Genomic DNA, 24,787 nt, shown 5'->3' with positions numbered 1-24,787 from the left:
CCGCCCGGACGATGGTGGCATGTCCTGCCCCCGGAGGGGGGCAGCAGGGGGCAACGCAAGGCTGCGAAGTGGTCACGAAACGACACTTTGTGCCCAGTCAGAGGCCCTGCGGCACGCTCTGTGCCGGGCCCGTCACCTTGTCGGTGGGGTACGGCAGGATGGTCCGGATGAGCGAGGAGAGCCGAACGGGACAGGCACGGCCCGACGATGCGGGGCAGGCACTGCCGGAGTACGCGGAAAGGGTCCTCGAGGTCGCCGAGCTGATCCCTCCGGGGAAGGTGATGACGTACGGGGACGTCGCCGAGTGGCTCGAGGAAGGCGGTCCGCGCCAGGTCGGACGCGTGATGGCCCTCTACGGAGGGGGCGTTCCGTGGTGGCGTGTGGTCCGCTCGGACGGCGTGCTGCTGCCGGGCAGCGAACTGCGGGCCCTGGAGCGGTACCGGGAGGAGGGCACACCCCTGAGGCAGGCGTCGCGCGCCGCCCAGGGGCACGTTCCGAAGCTCGACATGCGGCAGGCGCGGTGGGACGGCGGCGCGGTGGCCGACGAGGCGGTTGTCGATGGCGTGGTGATCGGATGCACGGTGGCCGGCGGCGCCGGGGAAAGCGACGCCGCGGGTGACGCTCGCCCGCAGGCTCCGGAGGCTCACACCTGACAGCTTCCGGCATCCGGCGGTCCGGCGGGGGACCGGTGGCCCGTACGGGGGAAGCCACGCGTCCTGTGCGCCCACTGGCGTAGCGTCGACAGCACACATCCCCTTCACCCCGCTGCCACCGTGCAGCCGCTCCGAGACCAGCACACCCACCAGGACCGGCGACCCACGTGAGTTCCCCTTCTTCCACTCGGCACATCCGGCACCCGTCGCACCACCAGGTACGACAGGGGAGCCGGGATGTCTACCGACTGGTGCGTACGCCGCCGGCACCGTTGGCTCCTCCCCGCTTGGACGCAGGTCAGCGCGGTGTGGTTGACCACAAGGGCGGGCCCCTGCTGGTCCTGGCCGGGCCCGGCACCGGCAAGACGACCACGCTCGTGGAGGCGGTCGCCGAGCGCGTCGCCCAAGGCGGGGACCCCGGGCGGATCCTGGTGCTCACCTTCAGCCGCAAGGCCGCGGTGGAGCTGCGTGACCGCATGGCGCTGCGCATAGGGGCGGCGCGCGCTCCGCAGGCCACGACCTTCCACTCCTTTTGCTACGCCCTCGTCCGCGCCCACCAGGACGCCGACCTGTTCGTGGAGCCGTTGCGCCTCCTGTCGGGTCCCGAGCAGGACGTGGCGGTACGTGAACTGCTCGCGGGCCAGATCGACCTCGCGCAGGAGGGCCACGGGCACATCCGCTGGCCCGACGAGCTGCGCGCCTGCCTCACCACGCGCGGCTTCGCCGACGAGGTGCGCGCCGTGCTCGCCCGCAGCCGTGAGCTGGGCCTCGGCCCGGATGCCCTGGACGCCTTCGCCCGCCGCAGCGGCAGGCCCGACTGGGGCGCCGCGGCGGCCTTCCTCGCCGAGTACCTGGACGTACTCGACCTGCAAGGAGTGCTCGACTACGCGGAACTGGTGCACCGCGCGGTGCTGCTCGCGCGCCGGCCCGAGGTGGCGCGAGCGCTCGGCGCGCAGTACGACGCCGTTTTCGTGGACGAGTACCAGGACACCGACCCGGCGCAGGTGCGGCTGCTGCACGCGCTCGCCGGGGGCGGCCGCACACTCGTCGCCTTCGGCGACCCCGACCAGTCGATCTACACGTTCCGGGGCGCCGACGTGAACGGCATCCTGGAGTTCCCGCACGACTTCCCGCGCGCGGACGGCACCCCGGCGCCGGTCGAGGTCCTGAGGACGTCCCGCAGGTCGGGCGCGCAGCTCCTGGAGGCCACCCGGCTCCTCACCCGGCGCATGCCGCTGACCAGACTGCCCGCGGAGAAGGTGCGGGCCCACCGGGAGCTGGCACCGGTCAGGGACGGCGGCCGCGTCGAGGTGTACACGTACCCGACGGCCGGCGCCGAGCTCGACAACATCGCGGACATCCTGCGCCGCGCCCACCTGGAGGACGGCGTCCCCTGGGGCGACATGGCGGTCCTGGTCCGTGCGGGCGCCCGCACGATCCCCGCGGTCCGCCGCAGCCTCAGCGCGGCGGGCGTCCCCCTGGAGATCGACGGCGACGACATCGCCCTGCGCCACGAGCCCGCGGTGACACCGCTGCTCACGGCGCTGCGGGTGGTGGCGAGGGCGGTCGAGGGTGCTGTCTCCGAGGATGGTGTCTCCGAGGGTGCCGTCTCCGAAAGCATCGGCTTGGAAGGTGCTACCTCCGAAGGTGCTACCTCCGAAGGTGCTGCTTCCGGGAGCGCCGCCTACGAGGGCACCGTCCCCGCCTGGCTCGAGACCGAGACCGCGCTCACCCTCCTGACCTCGCCCCTGGCCGGCATGGACGCCGCCGACCTGCGCCGCCTAGGCCGCGCCCTGCGCGAGGAGGAGCGCGCGGCGGGCAACCACGTGCCGCCCTCCTCCGACGAGCTGCTGGCCCGCGCCCTCGCCGAGCCGGAGCGCCTCGTCGCGCACGACCCGACGTACGCCCGGGGCGCCCAGCGCCTCGGCGCGCTGCTCCGCAAGGCCCGTGAGCGCCTCGCGGGCGGCGGCACCGCCGAGGAGGCGCTGTGGGAGCTGTGGGACGGCACGCCCTGGCCCAGGCGTCTGGAGCGCACCGCGCGCCGCGGCGGCGCGGCCGGACGCAACGCCGACCGTGACCTCGACGCGGTGTGCGCCCTGTTCGCCGCCGCGGCCCGCGCGGAGGAGCGTACGGGCGGTCGCGGCGCCCTCAACTTCCTGGAGGAGACCGAGGCGCAGGACATCGCCGCGGACACGCTCACGCGCCGGGCGGCCCGCCCCGACGCCGTACGCCTGATGACGGCCCACCGTTCCAAGGGCCTGGAGTGGCGGCTCGTCGTGGTCGCGGGCGTCCAGGAGGGCCTCTGGCCCGACCTGCGCCGCCGCGGCTCCCTCCTGGAGGCGGACCGCATCGGCCGCGACGGCCTCGCCGAGCCGCTCACTCCCGGAGCGCTCCTCTCCGAAGAACGCCGGTTGTTCTACGTGGCCGCCACGCGCGCGCGTGAACGCCTCGTCGTGACCGCGGTGAAGGCGGCCGCGGACGACGGCGACCAGCCCTCCCGCTTCCTCACCGAACTGGGCGTCGAGCCCAAGGACATAACGGGCCGCCCGCGCCGCCCCCTCTCCGTCGCCGCGCTCGTCGCGGAGCTGCGCGCCACCACCGTCGACCCGCGCGTCTCCGACACCCTGCGCGAGGCGGCGGCCCAGCGCCTGGCCCGCCTCGCCGCGCTCAGCGACGCCGACGGCCGCCCCCTCGTACCGGCCGCGCATCCCTACCGCTGGTGGGGCATGTACGAACCGACGGCGAGCGAGGTCCCGCTGCGGGACCGGGACAAGCCTGTGGTGCTCTCCGGCAGCGCTCTCGACCAGCTCGCCAACACCTGCGCCCTGCAGTGGTTCCTCGGCCGCGAGGTGAAGGCGGACGCTCCCTCGACCGCCGCCCAGGGCTTCGGCAACGTGGTGCACGTACTGGCCGACGAGGTCGCCTCCGGACGTACCCCCGCCGACCTCGACGTCCTCATGGAGCGCCTCGACTCGGTGTGGGACGCGCTCGCGTTCGACGCGCCCTGGAAGTCGGCGCAGGAGAAGGAGCACGCGCGTGCGGCGCTGGAGCGCTTCCTCCAGTGGCATGTGATGGACCGCGCGAGCCGTACCCCGGTCGCCAGCGAGCACGGCTTCGACGTGACTCTGGAAGCAGGTTCCTACGAAGTGCGGGTGCGCGGCTCCATGGACCGTGTCGAGCGGGACGCGGAAGGCCGTGCCTACGTAGTCGATTTCAAGACAGGCAAGCAGGCCCCCAGTTCCGCCGAGGTGGCCCGCCACCCGCAGCTCGCCGTCTACCAGCTGGCGGTCCGCGAAGGCGCCGCGGACGACCTCTTCGAAGGGGTACGTCCGGAACCGGGCGGCGCCGAACTGGTGCAGCTGCGCCAGGGCGCCGCCAAGAAGAACGGCGGCGACGCCCTCCCGAAGGTGCAGGCCCAGGAGGCCATTTCCGGGGAGTGGATCGGCGACCTCCTTGCGACGGCCGCGGGCAAGGTCCTCGACGAACGCTTCACTCCCACCACCGGCCAGCACTGCACACACTGCGCGTTTCGGGCGTCGTGCAGCGCGCGTCCGGAGGGCCGCCAGGTCGTGGAGTAGCCCCGGGGGACACGGCACCCACGTGGGCGAATTAAAGTCACCGTAAGAACTTGCTGTGCGCCGCCCGAGGCGCACCTTTTTGAGGAGTACGCGTATATGGCAGCCAACCGGAAGCTCCTGGCAGTGGCAGTCGCCTGCGCCGCCGCCGTCATCGGCATGACGGGCTGCAGCAGCGACGGCGACAAGGACCCCTTCGACGGCATGAGCGCCGACAAGATCGCTGAGAAGGCGTCCAAGGCGTCCAAGGACGCCGGGTCCTACCGCATGAAGGGCCAGATGAAGCAGAAGGGCGAGGTGAGCGACATCGAGTTCGCGGTCGCCGAGTCCGGTGACTGCAAGGGCACGATGGGCTCGGCCAAGATGGGGAAGGCCGAGTTCCTGTCCTCCGGCGAGTTCTCGTACTCCAAGGGTGACGACAAGTTCTGGGAGGCCCAGGGCGGCGGCGCCACGGCGGAACTCCTCAAGGGCCGCTGGGTGAAGCGGCCCAACAAGGGGGGCAAGGCCGTCTGCAACCCGGACAACATGTTCAGCAACAAGAACCTCAAGAAGCTGAAGCGCGAGGACGACGCCGAGGTCGCCGGCCAGAAGGCCGCGGTCCTCACCCGCACGAAGAAGGACGAGACCACCACCTTCTACGTCGCGATGGAGGGCAAGCCCTACTTCCTGAAGGTCGTGAACAAGGGCACCGACGGCCCGGGCACCGTCACCTTCCAGGACTACGGCAAGGCCGTCGACGTCAAGGCCCCGCCGGCCGACCAGGTCGTCGACCCGAAGAAGCTGGCCGCGGGCTCCTGACCCCACGCCTCCCATGAGCGTGCGGTGGCCGCTCGTAGCCTGACCCGTCCCGGTTGTCAGTGGCCACCGCTAGCCTCTCTGACGTGTCACCTCGCCTCACCGATCCCGAGCAGCTCAAGGAGCTCCTCGGCATCCCCTTCACCCCGGAGCAGACGGCCTGCATCACCGCGCCGCCCGCCCCGCAGGTGATCGTGGCCGGCGCCGGCTCGGGCAAGACGACGGTGATGGCGGCCCGCGTGGTGTGGCTGGTCGGCACCGGGCAGGTCGCCCCCGAGCAGGTCCTCGGCCTGACGTTCACGAACAAGGCGGCGGGGGAGCTCGCCGAGCGCGTGCGCCAGGCCCTCGTCAGGGCGGGCGTCACCGACCCCGACGCGGTCGACCCGGACAACCCGCCCGGCGAGCCGGTCATCTCCACGTACCACGCGTTCGCCGGCCGCCTCCTGACCGACCACGGCCTGCGCATCGGCCTCGAACCGACCTCGCGCCTCCTCGCCGACGCCACCCGCTTCCAGCTCGCCGCACGCGTGCTGCGCGAGGCCCCCGGGCCCTACCCCGCCCTCACCCGGTCCTTCCCCGACCTCGTCAGCGACCTCCTCAGCCTCGACAGCGAGCTCGCCGAACACCTCGTACGCCCCGAGCGGCTCCGCGCGTACGACACCGGACTGCTGCAGGCCCTGGAGGGCGCCAAGCTCTCCAACGCCGACCTGCGCAAGGTCCCCGAGACGGCGGCCGCCCGGCTCGAACTGGCCGAGCTCGTCGGCCACTACCGCGAGGCGAAGCGCTCCCGCGACCTCCTCGACTTCGGCGACCAGATCGCCCTCTCCGCGACGCTGGCCCGCACCCGCGCGGAAGTCGGCGAGATCCTCCGCGACGAATTCCGCGTCGTACTCCTCGACGAGTACCAGGACACGTCGGTCGCCCAGCGCATCCTCCTGTCCGGCCTGTTCGGCGGCGGCACGGGCCACCCGGTGACCGCGGTCGGCGACCCCTGCCAGGCCATCTACGGCTGGCGCGGCGCCTCGGTGGCGAACCTCGACGACTTCCCCGAGCACTTCGCACACGCCGACGGCCGCCCCGCCGCCCGCCACGCGCTCAGCGAGAACCGCCGCAGCGGCGGCCGCCTCCTGGACCTCGCCAACGGCCTCGCGGAGCCCCTGCGCGCCATGCACGCGGGCGTGGAGGCCCTGCGGCCCGCGCCCGGCGCCGAGCGCGACGGCGTGGTGCGCTGCGCCCTGCTGCGCACCCACGCCGAGGAGATCGACTGGCTCGCCGACTCGATCGCCCACCTGGTCCGCACCGGCAAGGCGCCCGGTGAGATCGCCGTTCTGTGCCGCACGGCGACGGACTTCGGCGAGATCCAGGGCGCGCTCGTGGCCCGCGACATCCCCGTGGAGGTCGTCGGCCTCTCCGGACTCCTCCACCTCCCCGAGGTCGCCGACCTCGTCGCCGTCTGCGAGGTCCTCCAGGACCCGGGGGCCAACGCCTCCCTGGTGCGGCTCCTGACCGGTCCGCGCTGGCGCATCGGCGCCCGCGACCTCGCCCTCCTCGGCCGCCGCGCCCGCCTCCTCGTACGACCGGGACACGTCGCCCCCGACGACCCGGACCGGCGCCTCGCCGAAGCCGTCGAGGGAGTCGACCCCGCCGAGGTGATATCGCTCGCGGACGCACTGGACACCTTCCTGGAGTCCCCCCTCGAACCGGCCGACGCCTCCGGAGGGGACGACGGGCTGCCCTTCTCGGCCGAGGCCAGGGTCCGCTTCGCCCGTCTCGCCGCGGAACTGCGCGAGCTGCGCCGCTCGCTGTCCGACCCGCTGATGGACGTGCTGCACCGCGTCCTCGCCGTGACGGGCCTGGAGGTCGAGCTCTCCGCCTCACCGGGCGCTCTGGCGGCCCGCCGCCGCGAGACCCTCTCCAACTTCCTGGACGTGGCCGCCTCCTTCGCCGCGAACGACAACGGCGCGACACTCCTCGCCTTCCTCGGCTTCCTGCGCACCGCCGCCCAGTACGAGAAGGGCCTCGACAACGCCCTGCCGGGCGGCGAGAACACCGTCAAGGTGCTCACCGCCCACAAGTCCAAGGGCCTGGAGTGGGACGTCGTCGCCGTCCCCGGACTGGTCAGCGGCGTCTTCCCCAGCGCGCAGGGCCGGGAGAAGTGGACCGCCCAGGCCAAGGTCGTCCCGCACGAACTGCGCGGCGACGCGGCGACCCTGCCCGACATCGAGGCGTGGGACGCCAAGGGCATGAAGGCCTTCCACGAAGCCATGAAGGACCACCAGCGCACCGAGGAACTCCGTCTCGGCTACGTGACCTTCACCCGCCCGCGCTCCCTGCTCCTCGGCTCGGGCCACTGGTGGGGCCCCTCCCAGAAGAAGCCGCGCGGCCCCTCGGACTTCCTCCAGGCCCTGCACGACCACTGCGCGGCGGGCCACGGCGAGATCGAGGCCTGGGCGGACGAGCCGGCCGAGGACGAGGAGAACCCCGCCCTGGGGGAGGCCACCGCCGACCAGGCGTGGCCGCTCCCGCTCGACGACGACTCCATGGCCCGCCGCCGCACCGCCGCGCAGACCGTCCTCGCCCATCTGGACCGCCTGACGGGGGAGGACGCCCCGGAGCTCGCCCGCTCCCACGAAGAGGCCCACCCGGCGGCGTACGACGACGTGGCCCCGGCCGACGACCCGGAATGGCCGCCCCCTCCGGAGGATGACGAGCCTCCCTACGGAGAGGCCGATTTTCCCGCCGCCGACCCGGCGGACTGGGACGCGCTGGCGACACGGCGCCCGGCGCTCCCGCACCCCGCGGACACGTCGGGCGCCGTATCCGCGCACCCCGACGCCCCGCAGGAGAGCGGCCACGTACGCGTGCCGCCCCCCGCAGCCGCGCCCGACGCCCTGCCCCACCCGGCCGACCACGTCCCGAACAGCCGCCCCGCCCCCGCGGAGCCCGGCGCGGGGGAGCTCGGCGTCCGCCTCACCCCGGAGGAGGCGCGCACCCTCGCCTCCTGGGACCGCGACCTGGACGCCCTGACCGGCGAGCTCCTGCGCGCCCGCGAAACCGTCAGGGACATCCCGGTGCCACCCTCGCTCACCGCGTCCGAGCTCATGCGCCTGGCCGCCGACCCCGAGGGCTTCGCGCGGGACCTGGCCCGGCCCATGCCGAGCCCGCCGCAGCCCGCGGCCCGCCGCGGCACCCGCTTCCACGCCTGGATCGAATCCCGCTTCGAAGAACTCACCCTGCCGATGCTCCCCCCGGAGGACCTGCCGGGCGGCGGCCCCGACGAGGCCGAGATCGCCGACGAGCGCGACCTGGAAGCCCTCAAGGAGGCCTTCGAACGCACCGAGTACGCCCACCGCGCGCCCCACCGCGTCGAGGTCCCCTTCCAGTTCGTGATCGCCGGCCGCGTCATCCGGGGCCGCATCGACGCCGTCTACAAGGAAGGCGACGGCGCCGACACCACGTACGAGATCGTCGACTGGAAGACCAGCCGTACCCGCACCGCCGACCCCCTGCAGCTCGCCGTGTACCGACTTGCCTGGGCCGAGCAGCAGGGCATCCCCCTGGAGTCGGTGAAGGCCGCCTTCCTCTACGTACGCAGCGGGGAGACCGCCCGCCCGGGGAACCTGCCGGGCCGTGCCCAGCTGGAGCGCCTCCTCCTGGAGGAACCGGCCGGTGCGCCGGGCGACGAGCCGCCGGACGAGACCACCCCGGATGGCGGATAGGCTCGTGACCATGAGCGAGACACCGGACAGCGCCGTCCGCACGTACATCGAGAACCACCGCGCCGCCTTCCTCGACGACCTCGCCGAGTGGCTGCGCATCCCGTCCGTGTCGGCCCAGCCCGACCATGCCGGGGACGTGCGCAGCAGCGCCGAATGGCTCGCCGCTCAGCTCAGGAAGACCGGCTTCCCGGTCGCGGAGATCTGGGAGACGCCCGGGGCGCCAGCCGTCTTCGCGGAATGGCCCTCCGACGATCCGCAGGCCCCCACGGTCCTCGTCTACGGCCACCACGACGTCCAGCCCGCGGCCCGTGAGGACGGCTGGGACACCGAGCCCTTCGAACCCGTCGTCCGGGGAAACCGCCTGCACGCGCGAGGGGCGGCCGACGACAAGGGCCAGGTCTTCTTCCACACCCTCGGCGTCCGCGCCCACCTCGCCGCCACCGGCCGCACGGCGCCCGCGGTCAACCTCAAGCTGCTCGTCGAGGGTGAGGAGGAGTCCGGCTCCCCGCACTTCCGCGCCCTCATCGAGGCCCACCGGGACCGCATCGCCGCCGACGCGGTGATCGTGTCGGACACCGGCATGTGGTCGGAGGACACCCCGACCGTCTGCACGGGCATGCGCGGCCTCGCCGAGTGCGAGATCGAACTGCACGGCCCCGACCAGGACATCCACTCCGGCTCCTTCGGCGGCGCCGTGCCGAACCCCGCCACCGAGGTCGCCCGCCTCGTCGCCGCCCTCCACGACGATCACGCGCGCGTGGCGATACCGGGCTTCTACGAAGGCATCACCGAGCTCACCGAACGCGAGCGCGAGCTCTTCGCCGAGCTGCCCTTCGACGAGGAGCGCTGGCTGCGCACGGCCAAGTCCCACGGCACCCACGGCGAGGCCGGGCACACCACCCTGGAGCGCATCTGGGCCCGCCCCACCGCCGAGGTCAACGGCATCGGCGGCGGCTATCAGGGCGCGGGCAGCAAGACGGTCATCCCGTCGTCCGCCTTCGTGAAGCTGTCCTTCCGGCTCGTCGCGGGGCAGCAGCTGGAGCGCGTGGAGCAGGCCGTGCGCGCCTGGGCCGCCGACCGCGTCCCCGCCGGCATCCGCCACACGGTCACCTTCAGCGCCGGTACGCGCCCGTGCCTGACCCCGCTCGACCACCCAGCCCTGCAGTCCGTCGTGCGGGCGATGGGCCGCGCCTTCGGGCAGCAGATCCGCTTCACGCGTGAGGGCGGTTCCGGACCGGCGGCCGACCTCCAGGACGTGCTCGCCGCCCCCGTGCTCTTCCTCGGCATCTCCGTCCCCTCCGACGGCTGGCACGCGCCGAACGAGAAGGTCGAGATCGACCTGCTCCTGAAGGGTGTCGAGACGACGGCACACCTGTGGGGCGACCTCGCGGAGAACTGGCGCGATGCACACTGAAGACCCCGTCGTGGCCCCACCGGACGCCGAACACGTCCTGCCGCACGCCCTGCTGAACCATCCATTCCATCGGGGGAGTTGGAAGCACCTGTGACCACCTGGACCGACCGCACCGCAGGCCGCCCCGTCTCGCTGACCGCCGCGAGCGGCATCGACCGCGCGGCCCACCACCGCATGGACGAGGCGTGGCTCGCCGCGGCCTGGAGCCACCCCACGACCCGGGTCTTCGTGGTCTCCGGTGGCCAGGCGCTCATCGACGAGACGCCCGAGGGCCGGACCGAACTGGTGATGACGCCTGCCTTCGAGGCGCCCCTCACCGAGGAGCACCGCTACTTCCTGGGCACGGACGACGACGGCGTCAGCTACTTCGCGCTCCAGAAGGACGGCCTGCCGGGCCGCATGGACCAGTCGGCCCGCCCGGCCGGGCTGCGCGAGGCGGGGCTCCTGCTCTCCCCCCGGGACGCGGGCCTGCTGGTGCACGCAGTCGCCCTGGAGAACTGGCAGCGCCTGCACCGATTCTGCTCGCGCTGCGGCGAGCGCACCGTGATCGCGGCGGCGGGCCACATCCGCCGCTGCCAGGCCTGCGGCGCCGAACACTACCCGCGCACGGACCCCGCCGTGATCATGGCGGTCAGGGACAGCGAGGACCGCATCCTCCTCGGCCGCCAGGTGCACTGGCCCGAGGGCCGCTTCTCCACCCTCGCGGGCTTCGTCGAGCCGGGGGAGTCCATCGAGCAGTCGGTACGGCGCGAGGTCTTCGAAGAGGCGGGCGTCACGGTCGGCGACGTCGAGTACGTCGCGAGCCAGCCCTGGCCGTTCCCCTCCAGCCTGATGCTCGGTTTCATGGCCGACGCGACCTCCTCGGAGATCAACGTCGACGGCGAGGAGATCCAGGAGGCCCGCTGGTTCTCCCGCGAAGACCTGCGGGCCGCATTCGAGTCCGGAGAGGTCCTGCCTCCCTACGGAATCTCGATTGCGGCCCGGCTGATCGAGCTCTGGTACGGCAAGCCCCTGCCGAAGCCCGGGACCGTGGGCTGAGCCCTCAGAGCCTGTCTTTGAACCCCCGCCTGCGCCCCGGCGGCCGGCACGCACGCTCGGCGTGCGGAGCCCCAGGACAGGTGGCTCCGCCACATGACCTGAGGCTCCGCACGCTGATCGCACGCACCGGCCGCCGCTGCGCCCACGCTTCGCGCGGACGACGGGGGTTCAAAGACAGGCCCTCAGACGTCCAGCTTCTGCTTGACCTGCGCCAGCGAGGGGTTCGTGAGCGTCGAGCCGTCCGGGAAGAGGACGGTGGGAACCGTCTGGTTTCCGCCGTTCGCCTTCTCGACGAAGGCCGCCGAGTCCGGGTCCTGCTCGATGTTGATCTCGGTGTACCCGATGCCCTCGCGGTCCATCTGGCCCTTGAGGCGGCGGCAGTAGCCGCACCACGTGGTGCTGTACATCGTCACAGTGCCCGGCATGTCTTTCGTGCTCCTTCGTCGCTCGGGGTGCGTGTTCGCAATGGATCGAACGTACGCGACCCAGCCACCATTCCCGCATTAGTACGACCGCAGGTGCTGCCCTGTGGACAACCGGCTCAGCCGCCTCCTGCGACCTGGCAGCATGGCAGGGTGACATCAGCAACGCACTCCTCCCTCTTCCCGCAGGTCCCGGACTCTGCCGACGCGGTGCTCGACGGGCTCGACCCGGAACAGCGCGAGGTGGCCACCGCCCTGCACGGGCCGGTGTGTGTCCTGGCGGGCGCCGGCACCGGCAAGACCCGGGCGATCACCCACCGGATCGCCTATGGGGTGCGGGCCGGGATGCTCCAGCCCGCCAGCGTGCTGGCCGTCACCTTCACCAACCGCGCCGCGGGCGAGATGCGCGGCCGCCTGCGCCAGCTCGGCGCCTCCGGCGTCCAGGCCCGTACGTTCCACTCCGCCGCCCTGCGCCAGCTCCAGTTCTTCTGGCCGAAGGCGGTCGGCGGCCCGCTGCCCCGGATCGTCGACCGCAAGATCAAGCTCGTCGCGGACGCGGCGGCCGCCTGCCGCATCCGGCTCGACCGCAACGAGCTGCGCGACCTCACCAGCGAGATCGAGTGGTCCAAGGTCACCCAGACCGTCCCCGCGGACTATGCGGCCGCCGCCGCCAAGTCGGGCCGGGACGTCCCGCGCGACCCCGCCGAGATCGCCCAGCTCTATGCCGCGTACGAGGACCTCAAGCGCGACCGCGCCGTCATCGACTTCGAGGACGTGCTGCTGCTCGCCGTCGGCATCCTCCAGGACCGGCACGACATCGCCGAACAGATCCGCGCCCAGTACCAGCACTTCGTGGTCGACGAATATCAGGACGTGAGCCCTCTCCAGCAGCGCCTCCTGGAGCTGTGGCTCGGCGAGCGGGACAGCCTCTGCGTCGTCGGCGACGCCAGCCAGACGATCTACTCCTTCACCGGCGCGACCCCCGACCACCTGCTGAACTTCCGCACCCGCCACCCCGGGGCCACGGTCGTCAAGCTGGTCCGTGACTACCGCTCCACCCCCCAGGTGGTCCACCTCGCCAACGGCCTGCTCTCCCAGGCCCGCGGCCGCGCCGCCGACCACCGCCTGGAGCTGATCTCCCAGCGCGATCCCGGCCCGGAACCGGTCTATACGGAGTATGTGGACGAGCCGGCCGAGGCCGAGGGCGCCGCCCGCCGCATCCGCGCCCTCATGGCCGACGGCGTCCCCGCCAGCGAGATCGCGGTCCTCTTCCGCACGAACTCCCAGTCGGAGATCTACGAACAGGCGCTCGCCGACGCGGGCGTGCCCTACCAGCTGCGCGGTGCCGAGCGGTTCTTCGAGCGCACCGAGGTGCGCGAGGCGGGCGCGGCCCTGCGCGGCGCGGCCCGCTTCGGGGGCAACGACGCCCTCCTCGACGACGTGGTCGACCTGCCCTCCCAGGTGCGCGCCGTGCTCTCCACGAAGGGCTGGACGAGCGAGCCGCCCGCGGGCTCCGGGGCCGTCCGCGACCGCTGGGAGTCGCTGGCCGCGCTGGTGCGGCTCGCCGAGGACTTCGCGCGGGCCAGACCGGAGGCGACCCTCGCCGACCTGGTGGCCGAGCTCGACGAGCGGGCGAACGCCCAGCACGCGCCCACCGTCGAGGGCGTCACGCTCGCCTCGCTGCACGCGGCGAAGGGCCTGGAGTGGGACGCCGTGTTCCTCGTGGGCCTCGCCGAGGGCATGATGCCGATCACGTACGCCAAGACGGACGAGCAGATCGAGGAGGAGCGTCGTCTCCTCTATGTGGGCGTGACCCGCGCCCGCGTCCACCTCTCGCTCTCCTGGGCGCTCTCCCGCTCGCCGGGGGGCCGTCCGAGCCGCCGTCCCAGCCGCTTCCTGGACGGGCTGCGTCCCGGATCCGGGACGGGCTCCGCGGCCCGCGCCGCGGGCGGTGGTCCCGGTGGTGTCGAGCGCGGCAGCGGCGGCGGGACCGTGGCCGCTGCGGGCCGCCGTCAGCGCAAGATCCGTACGCCGGCCCGCTGCCGGGTCTGCGGCAGGACCCTCACCGAGGCGGGTGAGATGAAGCTCATGCGGTGCGAGGACTGCCCGTCCGACATGGACGAGGGGCTCTACGAACGGTTGCGGGAGTGGCGCTCCGGCCAGGCGAGGGAGCTGGGACAGCCCGCCTACTGCGTCTTCACGGACAAGACCTTGATCGCCATCGCGGAGGCCGTGCCGGAGGACGAGGGCGAGCTGGCCCGGATCCCGGGGGTCGGCGTCCGCAAGTTTCACCGGTTCGGCGCCGACGTCCTTGCCATGTGCACAGGTCAGGAGCGTGTAAGGGGCGCCGAGGAAGAATGATTCAAACTCGTCGAAAAAATAGTTTGCGCATGCGCAAGGAAGACCCATAGGTTCTTAACACGGAAACGGCGGGCTTCTCCGAAGCCCCGGTTCCGTGCTGTACTTGTCAGTCCGCAGGTTCGGTTCCGACCGAACCCCTAGACGCCGAGAGGAGGCGATTCCAGTGATCAGCATCAACGAGAGCTTCATCAGCACCGCGAAAATGACCGATCGCTCGGTCGTCGCTTCCTGCCTGCTCGGCTTCTCGAACCAGGGCACCGGTCTGTCCGGCGGCATCCCCGCCTCCCGTCCGATGTCCGCCTCCCTGCCTCTCGCCGGTCTTCCCGTCCGCGAGATCAATGGGGGCAATGAGCGACCGACCAAGGCACCGGAAGCAGCAGTAGCGGAGGCGCAGGCCCAGGCCTATGCCTTTGCGGCAGCCGGTGCCGGATTCCGGAAGCAGACGACGCAGCACCACACGATGTGGGCCTTCCGTGGGCTCGAACCCTGGAGTGATCCAGTCTGATCCTCGATCAGACAGGCGCCTTCAGGGCCGCGGAACCCCACCCGGGATCCGCGGCCCTTCTGTTTTCCCCAGAACAGGGAGAACGGAGCGAAGGGGCCGACAGCAAGCCCGGTACCAGCCGCCAACCGGCCGACCCAGGCCGGCACGACCAGACGAGGAAAACACCACCGTGCAACTCGAAGCGCACGCCCCGTCCGTACCGCCTTCACAGACGCTCCCCCCGCCCGCACCCACGGAGGACCCGGCCTTGACCCCCCTGACTGCGCTCACCGCGCTCGACGACGCCATCGAGAACCTCGGCGTACCCGTTCCCTGCCGTGCCTACGACCCGGAGGTCTTCTTCGCGGAGTCCCCGGCCGACGTCGAGTACGCCAAGTCCCTCTGCCGGACCTGCCCGCTGATGGAAGCCTGCCTCGCCGGCGCCAAGGAGCGGCGTGAGCCGTGGGGCGTCTGGGGCGGCGAGCTGTTCGTCCAGGGTGTCGTCGTTGCCCGCAAGCGGCCCCGTGGTCGCCCGCGCAAGAACCCGGTCGCCGCATGAGCACCGCCGGAACCATCGACCGCCCCCTGACGCACGACCCCAAGAAACAGGCCCCGATGAAGGCAGCCACGCGTGAGCCCGCCGGCTCCGCCACCACAGACTTCACCACCACCGGTGCGCACGTCGCGCGCCAGAACAGGACCCGCGAGATGCAACTCATCCCAGAAGCCATGGCTCGTGCGCATATGCACGAACGACTGCGCGAGGCCGAGGCCCAACGCCCGGCCGAGCGCCTGCTGGCGGCCCGCCGCATGCAGCGCCGCGCGGAGCGCGCCTCGCTGCGTGCCCGGCGCGCGCTCGCCATCGCGGTCATGCAGTAGGAGCCACGCAGCAGATGTCACGCCGAAAGCGCCGCCGACGCGGCTCGGCACCCTGACAGACGTCCACGGGGGGCGGTCCGAACGGACCGCCCCCCGTGGTGCGTTGTGCTCCCCGATCTTCCCGGTACGGCGCTATGGTCACCGGGTGGACCAGCAGAATCCCCAGCCCCAGGAGACCGGGAATCTCGTGTGCTGCCGCTGCGGTGCGGTCGCCGAGGGCATGCCACCGACCTGGACCTGCTCCGTGGAGAACGGCGCCCGCCGCTACTTCTGCGACGCCTGCGCACGGGAGAACATCAGAGCCATCGAAGGACGCCTCGACTCCGCTTGGTGGTGAGCCTCTCCGTGGCTCAGGCCTCCGCCGCCGCGCCGCCCTCCCGAGCCTCGACCAGCTCCTCCGACTCCGTGAGCGTCTCCGACTCCGTGAGCTCCTCGGAGTCCCTGAGCTCCTCGGTCTCCTCCACGAAACCGGGCAGCCACTCCTCCAGCTCGTCCCGCATCCGCACCGTCGCGCCCAGCTGGCACAGCACTCCGATCGTGCTCACCGTCACCCGGTGGATCAGCAGATACGCCGGGGGCAGGTTCAGATACCGGCCCAACTGGTAGGCGGGGGAGCGGACATCGGCCAGCCGTGCCGCGTGCTTGCGCATCCAGGCACGGGTGAAGGTGAACTCGTCGACGGCCATGGGCTCGATGATCGGCAGCAGGTAGTCGAGCACCGCCTGCGGCTCAAGATCGACGGACTCCTTGACGAAGCCCTCCTCGCACAACATGTCGTAGACCGCGTCGGCTTCGCCCGCCAGCGTCATCCGCAGGGACGTGCCGATGGTCGGGGGCAGCCCGTCGGGCAGCCGGTCCACCGTGCCGAAGTCGAGGACCCCCAGGCGATAGCCGTTCTCCTCGTCGGGCAGCAGGCGGAAATTGCCCGGGTGCGGGTCGGCGTGCAGCAGTCCGGTGCGGGCCGGACCAGAGAAGAGGAAGTGGGCCAGCAGTTGTCCCGCCCGGTCGCGCTGTTCCTGCGTGCCTTCCGAGATCACCTTCGACAGGGGGGTCCCGTCCATCCACTCGGTGACCAGGACCTGGTCGCTCTGGTGCACCACCTGGGGCACCACCACGTGGAGGTCGTCCGCGAACTCCTCGGCGTGCGCCTGCTGGGCCGCGGCCTCCAAGCCGTAGTCGAGCTCCTCCGACACCCGGTCCCGCAGCTCCGCGATGAGAGGCTTGATGTCCATCCCGGGAATCAGCGGGCCCAGAAGCCGGGCGAACCGTCCGAGCTGGTTGAGGTCGGACAGCAGCGCCTCGCCCGCTCCCGGGTACTGCACCTTGACCGCGACCTCACGACCGTCCGTCCAGACGGCCCGGTGCACCTGACCGATGGACGCGGCGGCCGCCGGCTTGTCCTCGAACTCCAGAAAATACTCGCGCCAGTCCGCTCCGAGACGCTCCGTGAGGACGGAGTGCACGGTGCTGGTAGGCATCGGAGGCGCCGCTTCCTGCAGCTTCGTCAGCGCAGCGCGGTACGGCCCCGCGATCTCCTCGGGCAGCGCTGACTCGAAGACGGACAGCGCCTGCCCGAACTTCATGGCACCGCCCTTCAGCTCACCGAGGACCTTGAAGAGCTGCTCGGCCGTGCGCTGCTGCAGCTCACGCCCGACGATCTCCGCGGACTTGCCCCCGATCCGCTTGCCGAGCCCCCAGGTCGCGCGCCCCGCGAAGCCGAGTGGCAGCGCGGCCAGTTTGGCGGTACGGGTGACCGCCTTCCGGGGAAGATCAGACATGCGCCCCTCCAAGTCCCAGACAGCCGCGCCCTCTCAGGCGGTTACCCGGCCATTGTTGCGTGCGGCTCCGAACCAGCGGTGGGCCGATCCCCCCTAACGGACACCGCCGCCCCACAAGAGCATGATGGATGGGCCCAAATCGGGCTCGAGCGCCACTCGAATCCGGGCACGGCAGCCTGCCAGCGCGCACCCGCACAGGCCGATGGCTCCCCGTCCAGAAAGGCGAGGGCGTGCCCCGCCGCGAGCCCGGCGACCGACGTCGACAGGGCCACATCGCACGCGGGCACCTGCCGGGCGTGGCCCGAGCGCCACTGGGCCAGCATCCGGGGCCAGGTGGGGTCGCGATCCGTGCGCTGCCGGAAGAGACATTCGGCGCACGCGGTCGCCCCCGGCAGAACCAGCGGGCCCACCACACCCGTCCCCTCGATCACTCCGGCGTACAGATGGGGGGTGCCCGAGGCGAGGAGTTCCTCTGCCGCGGCGGGCGCGGGAGCATACGCATCCAGACCGTCCCTCGGGGTGATGAGCACGAGGGACAGGCCCGCTGTCCCCTCCGGCTCAGCCGGCTGCCGAGGCTGCCGGACCGGTCGGCCGGGCGCCGACCGCCGCACGATCCGACGGGCCGTCGTGTCCCTGCGCTCCCCGACGGACTCCGCGGGCAGGCCGCCCGGTGCGACGTCCCACGGCCGCACATGTCCGCCGTCCAGCACATCGACCCGGCCGACTCCGGCGGCCGCGAGCACCGAGGCCACGACCGTGCCCACCCGCCCGGCGCCCCGGACCCGCACCCGCATGGCCCGACGCGCCGCCATCTTCGCGATCGCACCGCCCGGCTCGGGCGACAGGAGCGACAGCGACGCCACGTCGGCCCGCAGCCGCTCCATGACCTCCTCCCGCTCGCGCAGGGAGTCGGCCGCCGCTCCGCCGCCCGTCGAGTCGTCGAGGAGCCCGGCGCGCGAGAGCTCTCCCAGCAGTCTGTCCACGTGCCCGTCGGGCAGCCCCATCCGCCGTGCCTCCTCGCGCAGCAGCGGCAGCCCGCGGGTGCCGTCAAGGAGGGTCAGGAAGCTGCTCGTCGCCGTGTCCATCGGGCCGAGCACCAGGGCGTGCGCGGGCGCCACGCCGAACTGCACGGTGCTCATGTCCCGCCAGCCACGCCGGAGCGCCGGCTTCACCATCGGATGCATCAGACGCATGGTCGTCCCCCGTCGGCCGGTCGGCGCGGTCCCGTCCGCCGCGCCGATCGATTGCCAGAATGCCCGCATCGCCGGACTCTTGCGTCGCGTTGTCCACAGGCGGAGGGTGTTCGTCGTACTAATCAAACGCGCGGGGTGCGGAACGGCGCCGAACCGTCCCGGAGGCGGGACTTCCCCTATGCCCAGCGGGTAACGTCGGGGCGTGCCCGCCGACCCGTCCTCTCGCGTCGCTGGGGAGACCTCAGCGCGTCGCGCCGGAACTCCGCAGCGCAGCACGACCAGCCCGGCGCCGTCCGGCGCGGCGACCAGCGCGGTCGAGGTCAGACGGAGTGCGCGCCGTCGCAGAACGGTCTCCGCGTACCGGGAGGGCGACCGCACGGTCGTCCTCATCCCCGCCCGGATGTCCGAGGCGGAGGAGCAGCGCTGGGTCAATGTCATGCTCGACAAGCTCGCGGCCCAGGAGAGCAAGCGGCTCCTCGGCGACACGGAGCTCGCCGAGCGCGCCGGGCAGCTGTCGGAGCAGTACTTCGAAGGGCGCCCCAGACCGGCCTCGGTGCGCTGGGTCACGAACCAGAACACCCGGTGGGGCTCCTGCACGCCGGCGGAGGGCAGCATCCGCCTTTCGCACCGGCTGCAGGGCATGCCCGAATACGTCGTGGACTACGTTCTCGTCCACGAGCTCGCCCACCTTCTCGTCCCAGGTCACGGCCCCCGCTTCTGGCGCCTCCTTGAGGCCTACCCCCGTACCGAGCGGGCCAGGGGGTACCTCGAAGGAGTGGTCGCGGCGAGCAGGCTGCCGCACCTTCCCGCCGCCCGCGAGGAGTGAACGTCCGCGACCGCGCGGAGTGAATGTTCGCCGGACCTCGAGGGTTGTGTAGCGGGTCTGTACCGGCTTCGTTCGCTGTCAGACTTTGCGGTTAGCCTGACGCGACGTATTCACATTCGGGATGGGGGACGGTCGTTACGTATGGCCAGGGAATTCCAACGCGGCCACAAGGCCAAGATCAGTGATCTCACTCCGGGCACGGACCTGTACGTCGGCGTACAGATCTCTGCCCCCGGGCTGACCTTCGACATCAGCTGCTTCGGCCTGGACGCGAGCGAACGGCTCTCGGACGACCGTTATTTCATCTTCTTCAACCAGCCGAAGTCGCCCGAGGAGTCGATCCAGCTCCTCGGCGCGCAGGCGGGCGACAGCGAGTCCTTCCGCGTCACGCTCGACCGCATCCCGCAGCAGATCCAGCGGCTGTCGTTCACGGCGACGGTCGACGGAGCCGGACAGATGTCGCAGGTCGCCTCCGGGTACATCCGCATCGTCGCGGGCGGCGAGGAAGTCGCGCGCTACGCCTTCAACGGCGCGGAGTTCTCCACGGAGCGCGCCGTCATGCTGGGCGACTTCTATCTGAAGGACGTCTGGCGGTTCGCCGCGGTCGGCCAGGGCTTCGACGGCGGACTCGACGCGCTCCTGAAGAACTTCGGCGGCGAGGTCGCCGAGGAGGAGCCCGCCGCCCCTCAGCAGCCGCAGGGCGCCGCTCCTTCCTTCGCACCGCCGGCGCAGGCCGCGGCCCCGCCCGCGTTCGGTGCCCCGGCGGCCGCCGCGCCGCCCCAGGCGCCCGCACCGGCGCAGCACTTCGCGCCGCCCCAGGGCGCCACGGCGCCGCCCGCTCCCGCGGACCCGTCGGTGCACGCCGCGCAGACCGTCGTCGCCCCGTTGAACCAGCCGCCGGGCGGCCCCGTCCCGCCTCCGCCGCCCCCTTCGCCGTACGGCCAGCCGGGCCAGCAGCCCCCGCAGCAGCCGCAGTTCGGCCAGGTCCCCGGCCAGCAGGCTCCCGGCGGGACCGCGCCCCTGCCGCCGGGCTACGGCCAGCAGCCGCAGGCCCCGATGCCCCCCGGGTACGGGCAGCAGCCCGGGGCCCCGATGCCTCCCGGCTACGGTCAGCAGCCTCCGGGTAGCCAGTTCCCGGGCCAGCCCGCCGCCCCGCAGGGCGCGGCTCCGCAGGGTGCCGGTGTGGCCGCCGCCCTGCAGAAGTACCGCGAGGCCCCCACCGGCCAGCGCTGGACGCAGCAGAACGAGAAGCTGGTCCGCGTCGACCTGGGCGTCGCCGACCAGCCGATCCTGGCCCGCCAGGGCAGCATGGTGCTCTACCAGGGCAAGGTCGAGTTCAGCTACAAGGGCGCGGGCTTCGCCGGGCGCATCGTCGGCAACTCCACCGGCCAGGAGATGCAGCTGATGCGCTGTTCCGGCCGGGGCCAGGTCTTCCTCGCCGAAGAGGGCACCCACCTGCATCCCATCGAGCTCCAGGGTGACGCGATCTGCGTCTCCGCGGAGAACGTCCTCGCGTTCGACGAGAGCCTGCAGCACGAGGTGCGCAGGATCGAGGGGCACGGGATCCCCGGCGGCGCCCTGTTCGTCATGCAGTTCCAGGGCACCGGCACGATCATCGTGAAGACCCACGGCGTGCCCGTCGTGCTGCCCGTCACGCCGACGACGTTCGCCGACTGCCACGCCGTCGTCGCCTGGTCGGCCGCCGCGCAGGCGATCGTCTCCAGCCAGGTACGGCTGCGCAGCAACGCCTACGCGGGCTCCACGGGGGAGAGCGTGAATCTCCAGTTCCGTGGCGCACCCGGCAATTTCATCGTCGTCCAGCCGTACGAGGTCTGAGGGAGCCCGTCATGAATCAGCAACTCGCGGGCTTTGCTCCCGCACCCGTCGCCACCCGCATGGAGAACCACGGCCACCACATGGTCAAGGTGGCCATGCAGACCGGCAACGACCTCTTCGCGCGCGTGGGCTCGATGGTCGCCTACGAAGGGTTCGTGCAGTACGAGCCGAATCCGCCCGCCGTCCGTCAGGTCGCGCGCGAGTGGATGACCGGCGAGGGCGCGCCCCTGATGAAGTGCTCCGGAGACGGCCTCCTCTACCTGGCCGACTACGGAGCGGATGTCGTCGTCATCAACCTGGCGGGTGACTCCCTCTCGGTGAACGGCACCAACCTGCTCGCCTTCGACGCGTCTCTCCAGTGGGGCGTCGAGCGGGTCAAGGGCATGGCCAAGTTCGCGGGACAGGGCCTGTGGAACATCAAGATCTCCGGCCAGGGCTGGGTCGCGCTGACCTCCCGCGGCACCCCGATCGTGGTCGACTGCGGCCGCGGCGAGGACGAGACGTATGTCGATCCGGACGCCCTGATCGCCTGGTCCCCGAACCTGAAGGTGAAGGGCAAGCGCAGCTTCAAGGCCGGCTCCCTCATTGGGCGCGGCAGCGGCGAGGCCTACCAGATGGGCTTCTCCGGAGAGGGCATCGTCGTCGTACAGCCCAGCGAGGACAGCACCGACCGTCTCCGAGCACGGGGCTGAGGGGGAGCAACACACCATGCAGAGTCCACTTTTCGCGCACGCCGAACAGCAGACACAGGAGCGCTACTCCGTCCAGAACCCGCAGATGCTGCGGGTCGCCCTGGAGGGCCACGACGACGTCCTGGCCCGCAAGGGCGCCATGGTCGCCTACCAGGGGCTGATGGAGTTCGACGCCGAGTACCAGAGCCGGGGCAACCAGCGCGCCCGTGCGCACACCGGTGAGGGCCTGGACCTGATGCGCTGCCACGGCCAGGGGACGGTCTACCTCGCCAACCTCGCCCAGTACATCCACGTAGTGGATGTGGAGCAGGACGGCCTGACCGTGGACAGCAGCTATGTCCTCGCGATGGATTCGTCGCTGACCCACCAGGTCATCGCCGTGGACAGTCAGTACGGAATCTCCGGCTCCGGCAAGTACCAGCTCAACATCACCGGACGCGGCAAGGTCGCCCTGATGACGTCGGGCCAGCCACTGATGCTGCAGGTCACGCCGGACCGGTACGTCAACGCCGACGCCGACGCGATCGTCGCCTGGTCCAACGGCCTGCGCGTCCAGATGCAGGCCCAGACCCATTCCTCGGGCGTGTGGCGGCGCCGCGGCAACACCGGCGAGGGCTGGGAGCTGAGCTTCATGGGCCAGGGCTACGCCCTCGTCCAGCCCAGCGAGATGCTGCCGCCGCAGAACGCGGTCATCGGGCGGGGCGCCCAGGCGCAGTTCGGGGTGGGCCAGCAGGGCGCCCGGGGGGCGAACCAGGGCAACGTCTGGAGCTAGGCCCTGTCGTCACACTCGCGTCTGCCTCGCGACGCCTGGCACGCACGCTCGCCGCGTTGTCGGGCTCATCCCGGTACGCCCAGTACCGGGATGACCCTCCGCCTTGCGATCGCACGCACCAGACGCCGCGAGGCCGCCCGCCGGGCGAACGACGCGAGTTTGACGACAGGGCCTAGGCCCTTGCCCGGGCAGGGGTGACCGAGGGGCGCGGGGTTTTCCGCGGGCCGTATGTGGCTGGTCGCGCAGTTCCCCGCGTCCCTTCGAGAGCCCCTTCGGGGCGCCTCGAAGGGGTCCCCCTACAGGCGTGCCCTTGTCGCCTCCATGAGCCGTACGACCGACTCGTCCGCCGCACCCGCCACCTCGTCGTACGCGAACCAGCGCAGGTCCAGGGACTCGTCGCTGATCGCCTCGACGGCGTCGGGCGGGGCGACCGCCGCGTACTGCACGTCCAGGTGCTGGGTGCACGGGCCCGGGATCGGGTGCCTGTCCAGGCGGACGGGACCGCCCGCGAGGAGGGTCAGGCCCGGCACGCCGGACTCCTCCGTGGCCTCACGCAGCGCCGCCGCGGCCAGCGACGCGTCGCCCGGCTCGCAGTGGCCGCCCATCTGGAGCCACATCCGCAGCTTCTTGTGCAGGGTCAGCAGCACCCGGCCGCGCGAAGGGTCGACGACCAGGGCGCTCGCCGTCACATGGCCCGCGGTGCAGGCCTTCCACATGCCGTCGTCGCCGTGCTCGGACAGGTGGTCCAGGTAGGCCTGGCGCAGTTCGGGCTGGCCCTCGTACCTCTTGAGCACGAGGACCGTGTCGTCGTACAGGCTCACTTGCCGTCGTCGCCCTTGTCCTCGTCGCCCGCGTCGCTCTCGTCGGCCTTCTCCTTCGAGAGGTCCGGCTTCGCGGGGCCGGACCCGGCGGCCTCGCCGAGCATCTTGTCCAGCTCGGAGAAGTCCAGCTGCTCGCGGTGGACGAAACCGTCCGGGTCGTCCAGGTCGGAGGCCGTCGGCAGCATGTCCGGGTGCTCCCACAGGCCGTCGCGGCCGTCCACGCCGCGTGCGTCCGTGAGGGAGGCCCACAGGCGCGAGGCGTCCCGCAGACGGCGTGGGCGCAGCTCGAGACCGATCAGGGTCGCGAACGTCTGCTCGGCGGGTCCGCCCGTGGCGCGGCGGCGGCGCAGCGTCTCCCGGAGGGCGTCAGCGGACGACAGGCGCGGCTTGGCGGCGGCGTGGACCACCGCGTCCACCCAGCCCTCGACGAGCGCGAGAGCCGTCTCCAGGCGGGCCAGAGCGGCCTTCTGGGCCGGGGTGTCCTCCGGCTGGAACATGCCCTGCTGGAGCGCTTCCTGCAGCTGCTCGGGGTTCTGCGGGTCGAGCTGGCCGACCACGTCCTCCAGCTTGGCGGTGTCGACCTTGATCCCGCGCGCATACCCCTCGACCGCTCCGAACAGGTGCGAGCGCAGCCACGGGACGTGGGCGAAGAGGCGCTGGTGGGCGGCCTCGCGCAGCGCCAGATAGAGCCGCACCTCGTCCTTGTCGACGCCCAGGTCCTTGCCGAAGGCCTCGATGTTCACGGGGAGCAGCGCGGCCTTGCCGGACGGGCCGAGCGGCAGGCCGATGTCGGTGGAGCCGACGACCTCGCCCGCGAGCACGCCCACGGCCTGGCCGATCTGCTGGCCGAACATGGCGCCGCCCATCGAGCGCATCATGCCGATCAGTGGGCCCGCCATGGCCTGCATCTCCTCGGGCAGCACGTCGCCCATGGCCAGACCGACGCGCTCGGCGACGGGGTCGACGAGCTCCTTCCAGACCGGCAGGGTCGCCTCGACCCACTCGGCGCGGCTCCATGCCACCGCCGTGCCTGACCCGGACGGCAGCGACGTCGCGTCGTCCAGCCACAGGTCGGCCAGGCGCACGGCCTCCTCGACGGCGGAGCGCTCGGCGGGGCCGACGCTGGCGTCCTTCGTGCCGTCCGCCGTGCCCTGGGACACGGTCTGGCGGGCGATGTCCTTGGCCATGTCCCAGTTCACCGGGCCGCCCTCGTACGAGAGCATCTGGCCGAGCTGCTGGAACGCGGCTCCCAGGTCGTTCGGGTTCATCGAACCGAACATCGCGGCGAACGGATTGTCGCCGCCGCCGGGACCGCCCGCGCCCGGGAACCCCCCGAAACCGAACGGGTTCGCGGGGCCACCTGCGCCTTGTCCCCCGCTCTGGCCCTCTCCAGGGGATTCCTTCTTCTTGCCCTCGTCGCCGTCTTCCGGCTCCTCCGGCGGAAGGCCGAATCCGAATGGGGTGTCACTCACGGGATTCCTCGGCTCGTCAGGCCGCCGGTCATGTGCCGGCGGCGGCTGCCCTACAAC

The 24,787-nt window shown here is 72.0% G+C and carries 20 protein-coding genes; 15 read left to right on the top strand and 5 right to left on the bottom strand.

What is annotated here, in order from left to right:
• Positions 1 to 167 precede the first annotated feature (167 nt).
• From ACFVYL_RS13850 to nudC, 6 genes are all read left to right on the top strand, one after another.
• Positions 168 to 653, top strand: a complete 486-nt coding sequence (locus tag ACFVYL_RS13850) for an MGMT family protein (RefSeq protein ID WP_389715298.1) — start codon at positions 168 to 170, stop codon at positions 651 to 653.
• Positions 654 to 847: 194 nt separating this feature from the next.
• Positions 848 to 4,231: an ATP-dependent helicase gene (locus ACFVYL_RS13845; protein ID WP_389715423.1), complete on the top strand. Its 3,384-nt coding sequence runs from the start codon at positions 848 to 850 to the stop codon at positions 4,229 to 4,231.
• Positions 4,232 to 4,327: 96 nt separating this feature from the next.
• Complete coding sequence (locus ACFVYL_RS13840) at positions 4,328 to 5,026, top strand: hypothetical protein (RefSeq protein ID WP_389715296.1); 699 nt, start codon at positions 4,328 to 4,330, stop codon at positions 5,024 to 5,026.
• 83 nt (positions 5,027 to 5,109) lie between these two features.
• On the top strand, positions 5,110 to 8,742 hold the full coding sequence (locus ACFVYL_RS13835) for a UvrD-helicase domain-containing protein (RefSeq protein ID WP_389715295.1): 3,633 nt from the start codon (positions 5,110 to 5,112) through the stop codon (positions 8,740 to 8,742).
• A gap of 10 nt (positions 8,743 to 8,752) precedes the next feature.
• The gene (locus tag ACFVYL_RS13830; RefSeq protein WP_389715294.1) at positions 8,753 to 10,156 is read left to right on the top strand and encodes a dipeptidase; all 1,404 of its coding nucleotides are present in this window, start codon (positions 8,753 to 8,755) and stop codon (positions 10,154 to 10,156) included.
• A 90-nt stretch (positions 10,157 to 10,246) separates the two neighbouring features.
• A complete protein-coding gene (gene nudC / locus ACFVYL_RS13825; RefSeq protein WP_389715293.1) occupies positions 10,247 to 11,194 on the top strand; it encodes an NAD(+) diphosphatase in 948 nt (315 codons plus the stop codon).
• 182 nt (positions 11,195 to 11,376) lie between these two features.
• Here the strand turns inward: nudC and ACFVYL_RS13820 are convergent, their stop codons facing one another.
• Positions 11,377 to 11,619 carry a mycoredoxin gene (locus ACFVYL_RS13820; protein WP_389715291.1) on the bottom strand — a complete coding sequence of 81 codons (243 nt, stop codon included), beginning with the start codon at positions 11,617 to 11,619 and terminating at the stop codon, positions 11,377 to 11,379.
• A 93-nt stretch (positions 11,620 to 11,712) separates the two neighbouring features.
• Here ACFVYL_RS13820 and ACFVYL_RS13815 point away from each other — a divergent pair, with 93 nt between their 5' ends.
• From ACFVYL_RS13815 to ACFVYL_RS13795, 5 genes are all read left to right on the top strand, one after another.
• Entirely contained in the window at positions 11,713 to 13,977 is a 2,265-nt protein-coding gene (locus ACFVYL_RS13815) for an ATP-dependent DNA helicase UvrD2 (protein ID WP_389715290.1), read from the top strand.
• 163 nt (positions 13,978 to 14,140) lie between these two features.
• Entirely contained in the window at positions 14,141 to 14,482 is a 342-nt protein-coding gene (locus ACFVYL_RS13810; RefSeq protein ID WP_389715289.1) for a hypothetical protein, read from the top strand.
• 169 nt (positions 14,483 to 14,651) lie between these two features.
• Positions 14,652 to 15,020 carry a WhiB family transcriptional regulator gene (locus tag ACFVYL_RS13805; protein WP_389715288.1) on the top strand — a complete coding sequence of 123 codons (369 nt, stop codon included), beginning with the start codon at positions 14,652 to 14,654 and terminating at the stop codon, positions 15,018 to 15,020.
• Positions 15,017 to 15,340 (top strand): hypothetical protein, encoded by a 324-nt coding sequence (locus ACFVYL_RS13800; RefSeq protein WP_389715287.1) that lies wholly within the window; start codon positions 15,017 to 15,019, stop codon positions 15,338 to 15,340. The genes ACFVYL_RS13805 and ACFVYL_RS13800 overlap by 4 nt, the downstream gene beginning before the upstream one ends.
• Before the next feature lie 145 nt (positions 15,341 to 15,485).
• Positions 15,486 to 15,677 (top strand): hypothetical protein, encoded by a 192-nt coding sequence (locus ACFVYL_RS13795; RefSeq protein WP_389715286.1) that lies wholly within the window; start codon positions 15,486 to 15,488, stop codon positions 15,675 to 15,677.
• A gap of 13 nt (positions 15,678 to 15,690) precedes the next feature.
• On the opposite strand, the gene ACFVYL_RS13790 is transcribed toward ACFVYL_RS13795, so the two are convergent.
• On the bottom strand, positions 15,691 to 17,118 hold the full coding sequence (locus tag ACFVYL_RS13790; RefSeq protein ID WP_389715285.1) for an ABC1 kinase family protein: 1,428 nt from the start codon (positions 17,116 to 17,118) through the stop codon (positions 15,691 to 15,693).
• Between the two features lie 41 nt (positions 17,119 to 17,159).
• Positions 17,160 to 18,302 (bottom strand): ThiF family adenylyltransferase, encoded by a 1,143-nt coding sequence (locus tag ACFVYL_RS13785; RefSeq protein ID WP_389715284.1) that lies wholly within the window; start codon positions 18,300 to 18,302, stop codon positions 17,160 to 17,162.
• 211 nt (positions 18,303 to 18,513) lie between these two features.
• Between ACFVYL_RS13785 and ACFVYL_RS13780 the strand changes: the two genes are divergently transcribed.
• The 4 genes from ACFVYL_RS13780 to ACFVYL_RS13765 all read left to right on the top strand — a co-directional run bounded on the left by ACFVYL_RS13780 (position 18,514) and on the right by ACFVYL_RS13765 (position 22,437).
• On the top strand, positions 18,514 to 19,137 hold the full coding sequence (locus ACFVYL_RS13780) for a M48 family metallopeptidase (RefSeq protein WP_389715283.1): 624 nt from the start codon (positions 18,514 to 18,516) through the stop codon (positions 19,135 to 19,137).
• 141 nt (positions 19,138 to 19,278) lie between these two features.
• Complete coding sequence (locus ACFVYL_RS13775; RefSeq protein ID WP_389715282.1) at positions 19,279 to 20,973, top strand: TerD family protein; 1,695 nt, start codon at positions 19,279 to 19,281, stop codon at positions 20,971 to 20,973.
• Positions 20,974 to 20,984: 11 nt separating this feature from the next.
• Entirely contained in the window at positions 20,985 to 21,665 is a 681-nt protein-coding gene (locus ACFVYL_RS13770) for an AIM24 family protein (RefSeq protein WP_361722062.1), read from the top strand.
• Positions 21,666 to 21,681: 16 nt separating this feature from the next.
• On the top strand, positions 21,682 to 22,437 hold the full coding sequence (locus ACFVYL_RS13765; RefSeq protein ID WP_389715281.1) for an AIM24 family protein: 756 nt from the start codon (positions 21,682 to 21,684) through the stop codon (positions 22,435 to 22,437).
• Between the two features lie 296 nt (positions 22,438 to 22,733).
• Here ACFVYL_RS13765 and ACFVYL_RS13760 read toward each other — a convergent pair whose 3' ends face one another.
• Positions 22,734 to 23,258 carry an NUDIX hydrolase gene (locus ACFVYL_RS13760; RefSeq protein WP_389715280.1) on the bottom strand — a complete coding sequence of 175 codons (525 nt, stop codon included), beginning with the start codon at positions 23,256 to 23,258 and terminating at the stop codon, positions 22,734 to 22,736.
• Positions 23,255 to 24,730: a zinc-dependent metalloprotease gene (locus ACFVYL_RS13755; protein WP_389715279.1), complete on the bottom strand. Its 1,476-nt coding sequence runs from the start codon at positions 24,728 to 24,730 to the stop codon at positions 23,255 to 23,257. Before ACFVYL_RS13755 ends, ACFVYL_RS13760 begins: the two co-directional genes overlap by 4 nt.
• Between the last annotated feature and the right edge of the window lie 57 nt (positions 24,731 to 24,787).

Origin of the sequence: Streptomyces sp. NPDC058308, from assembly GCF_042880275.1 — a bacterium.
GTDB lineage: Bacteria > Actinomycetota > Actinomycetes > Streptomycetales > Streptomycetaceae > Streptomyces.
This window is presented reverse-complemented; position numbering and strand designations above follow the sequence as displayed.

Bases quoted from the DNA above. Each gene is read 5' to 3' on its own strand.
- ACFVYL_RS13775 (WP_389715282.1), top strand. From the start codon at position 19,279: ATGGCCAGGGAATTCCAACGCGGCCACAAGGCCAAGATCAGTGATCTC.
- ACFVYL_RS13850 (WP_389715298.1), top strand. From the start codon at position 168: ATGAGCGAGGAGAGCCGAACGGGACAGGCACGGCCCGACGATGCGGGG.
- ACFVYL_RS13785 (WP_389715284.1), bottom strand. From the start codon at position 18,302: ATGCATCCGATGGTGAAGCCGGCGCTCCGGCGTGGCTGGCGGGACATG.
- ACFVYL_RS13830 (WP_389715294.1), top strand. From the start codon at position 8,753: ATGAGCGAGACACCGGACAGCGCCGTCCGCACGTACATCGAGAACCAC.
- ACFVYL_RS13820 (WP_389715291.1), bottom strand. From the start codon at position 11,619: ATGCCGGGCACTGTGACGATGTACAGCACCACGTGGTGCGGCTACTGC.
- ACFVYL_RS13765 (WP_389715281.1), top strand. From the start codon at position 21,682: ATGCAGAGTCCACTTTTCGCGCACGCCGAACAGCAGACACAGGAGCGC.
- ACFVYL_RS13840 (WP_389715296.1), top strand. From the start codon at position 4,328: ATGGCAGCCAACCGGAAGCTCCTGGCAGTGGCAGTCGCCTGCGCCGCC.
- ACFVYL_RS13770 (WP_361722062.1), top strand. From the start codon at position 20,985: ATGAATCAGCAACTCGCGGGCTTTGCTCCCGCACCCGTCGCCACCCGC.
- ACFVYL_RS13800 (WP_389715287.1), top strand. From the start codon at position 15,017: ATGAGCACCGCCGGAACCATCGACCGCCCCCTGACGCACGACCCCAAG.
- ACFVYL_RS13790 (WP_389715285.1), bottom strand. From the start codon at position 17,118: ATGTCTGATCTTCCCCGGAAGGCGGTCACCCGTACCGCCAAACTGGCC.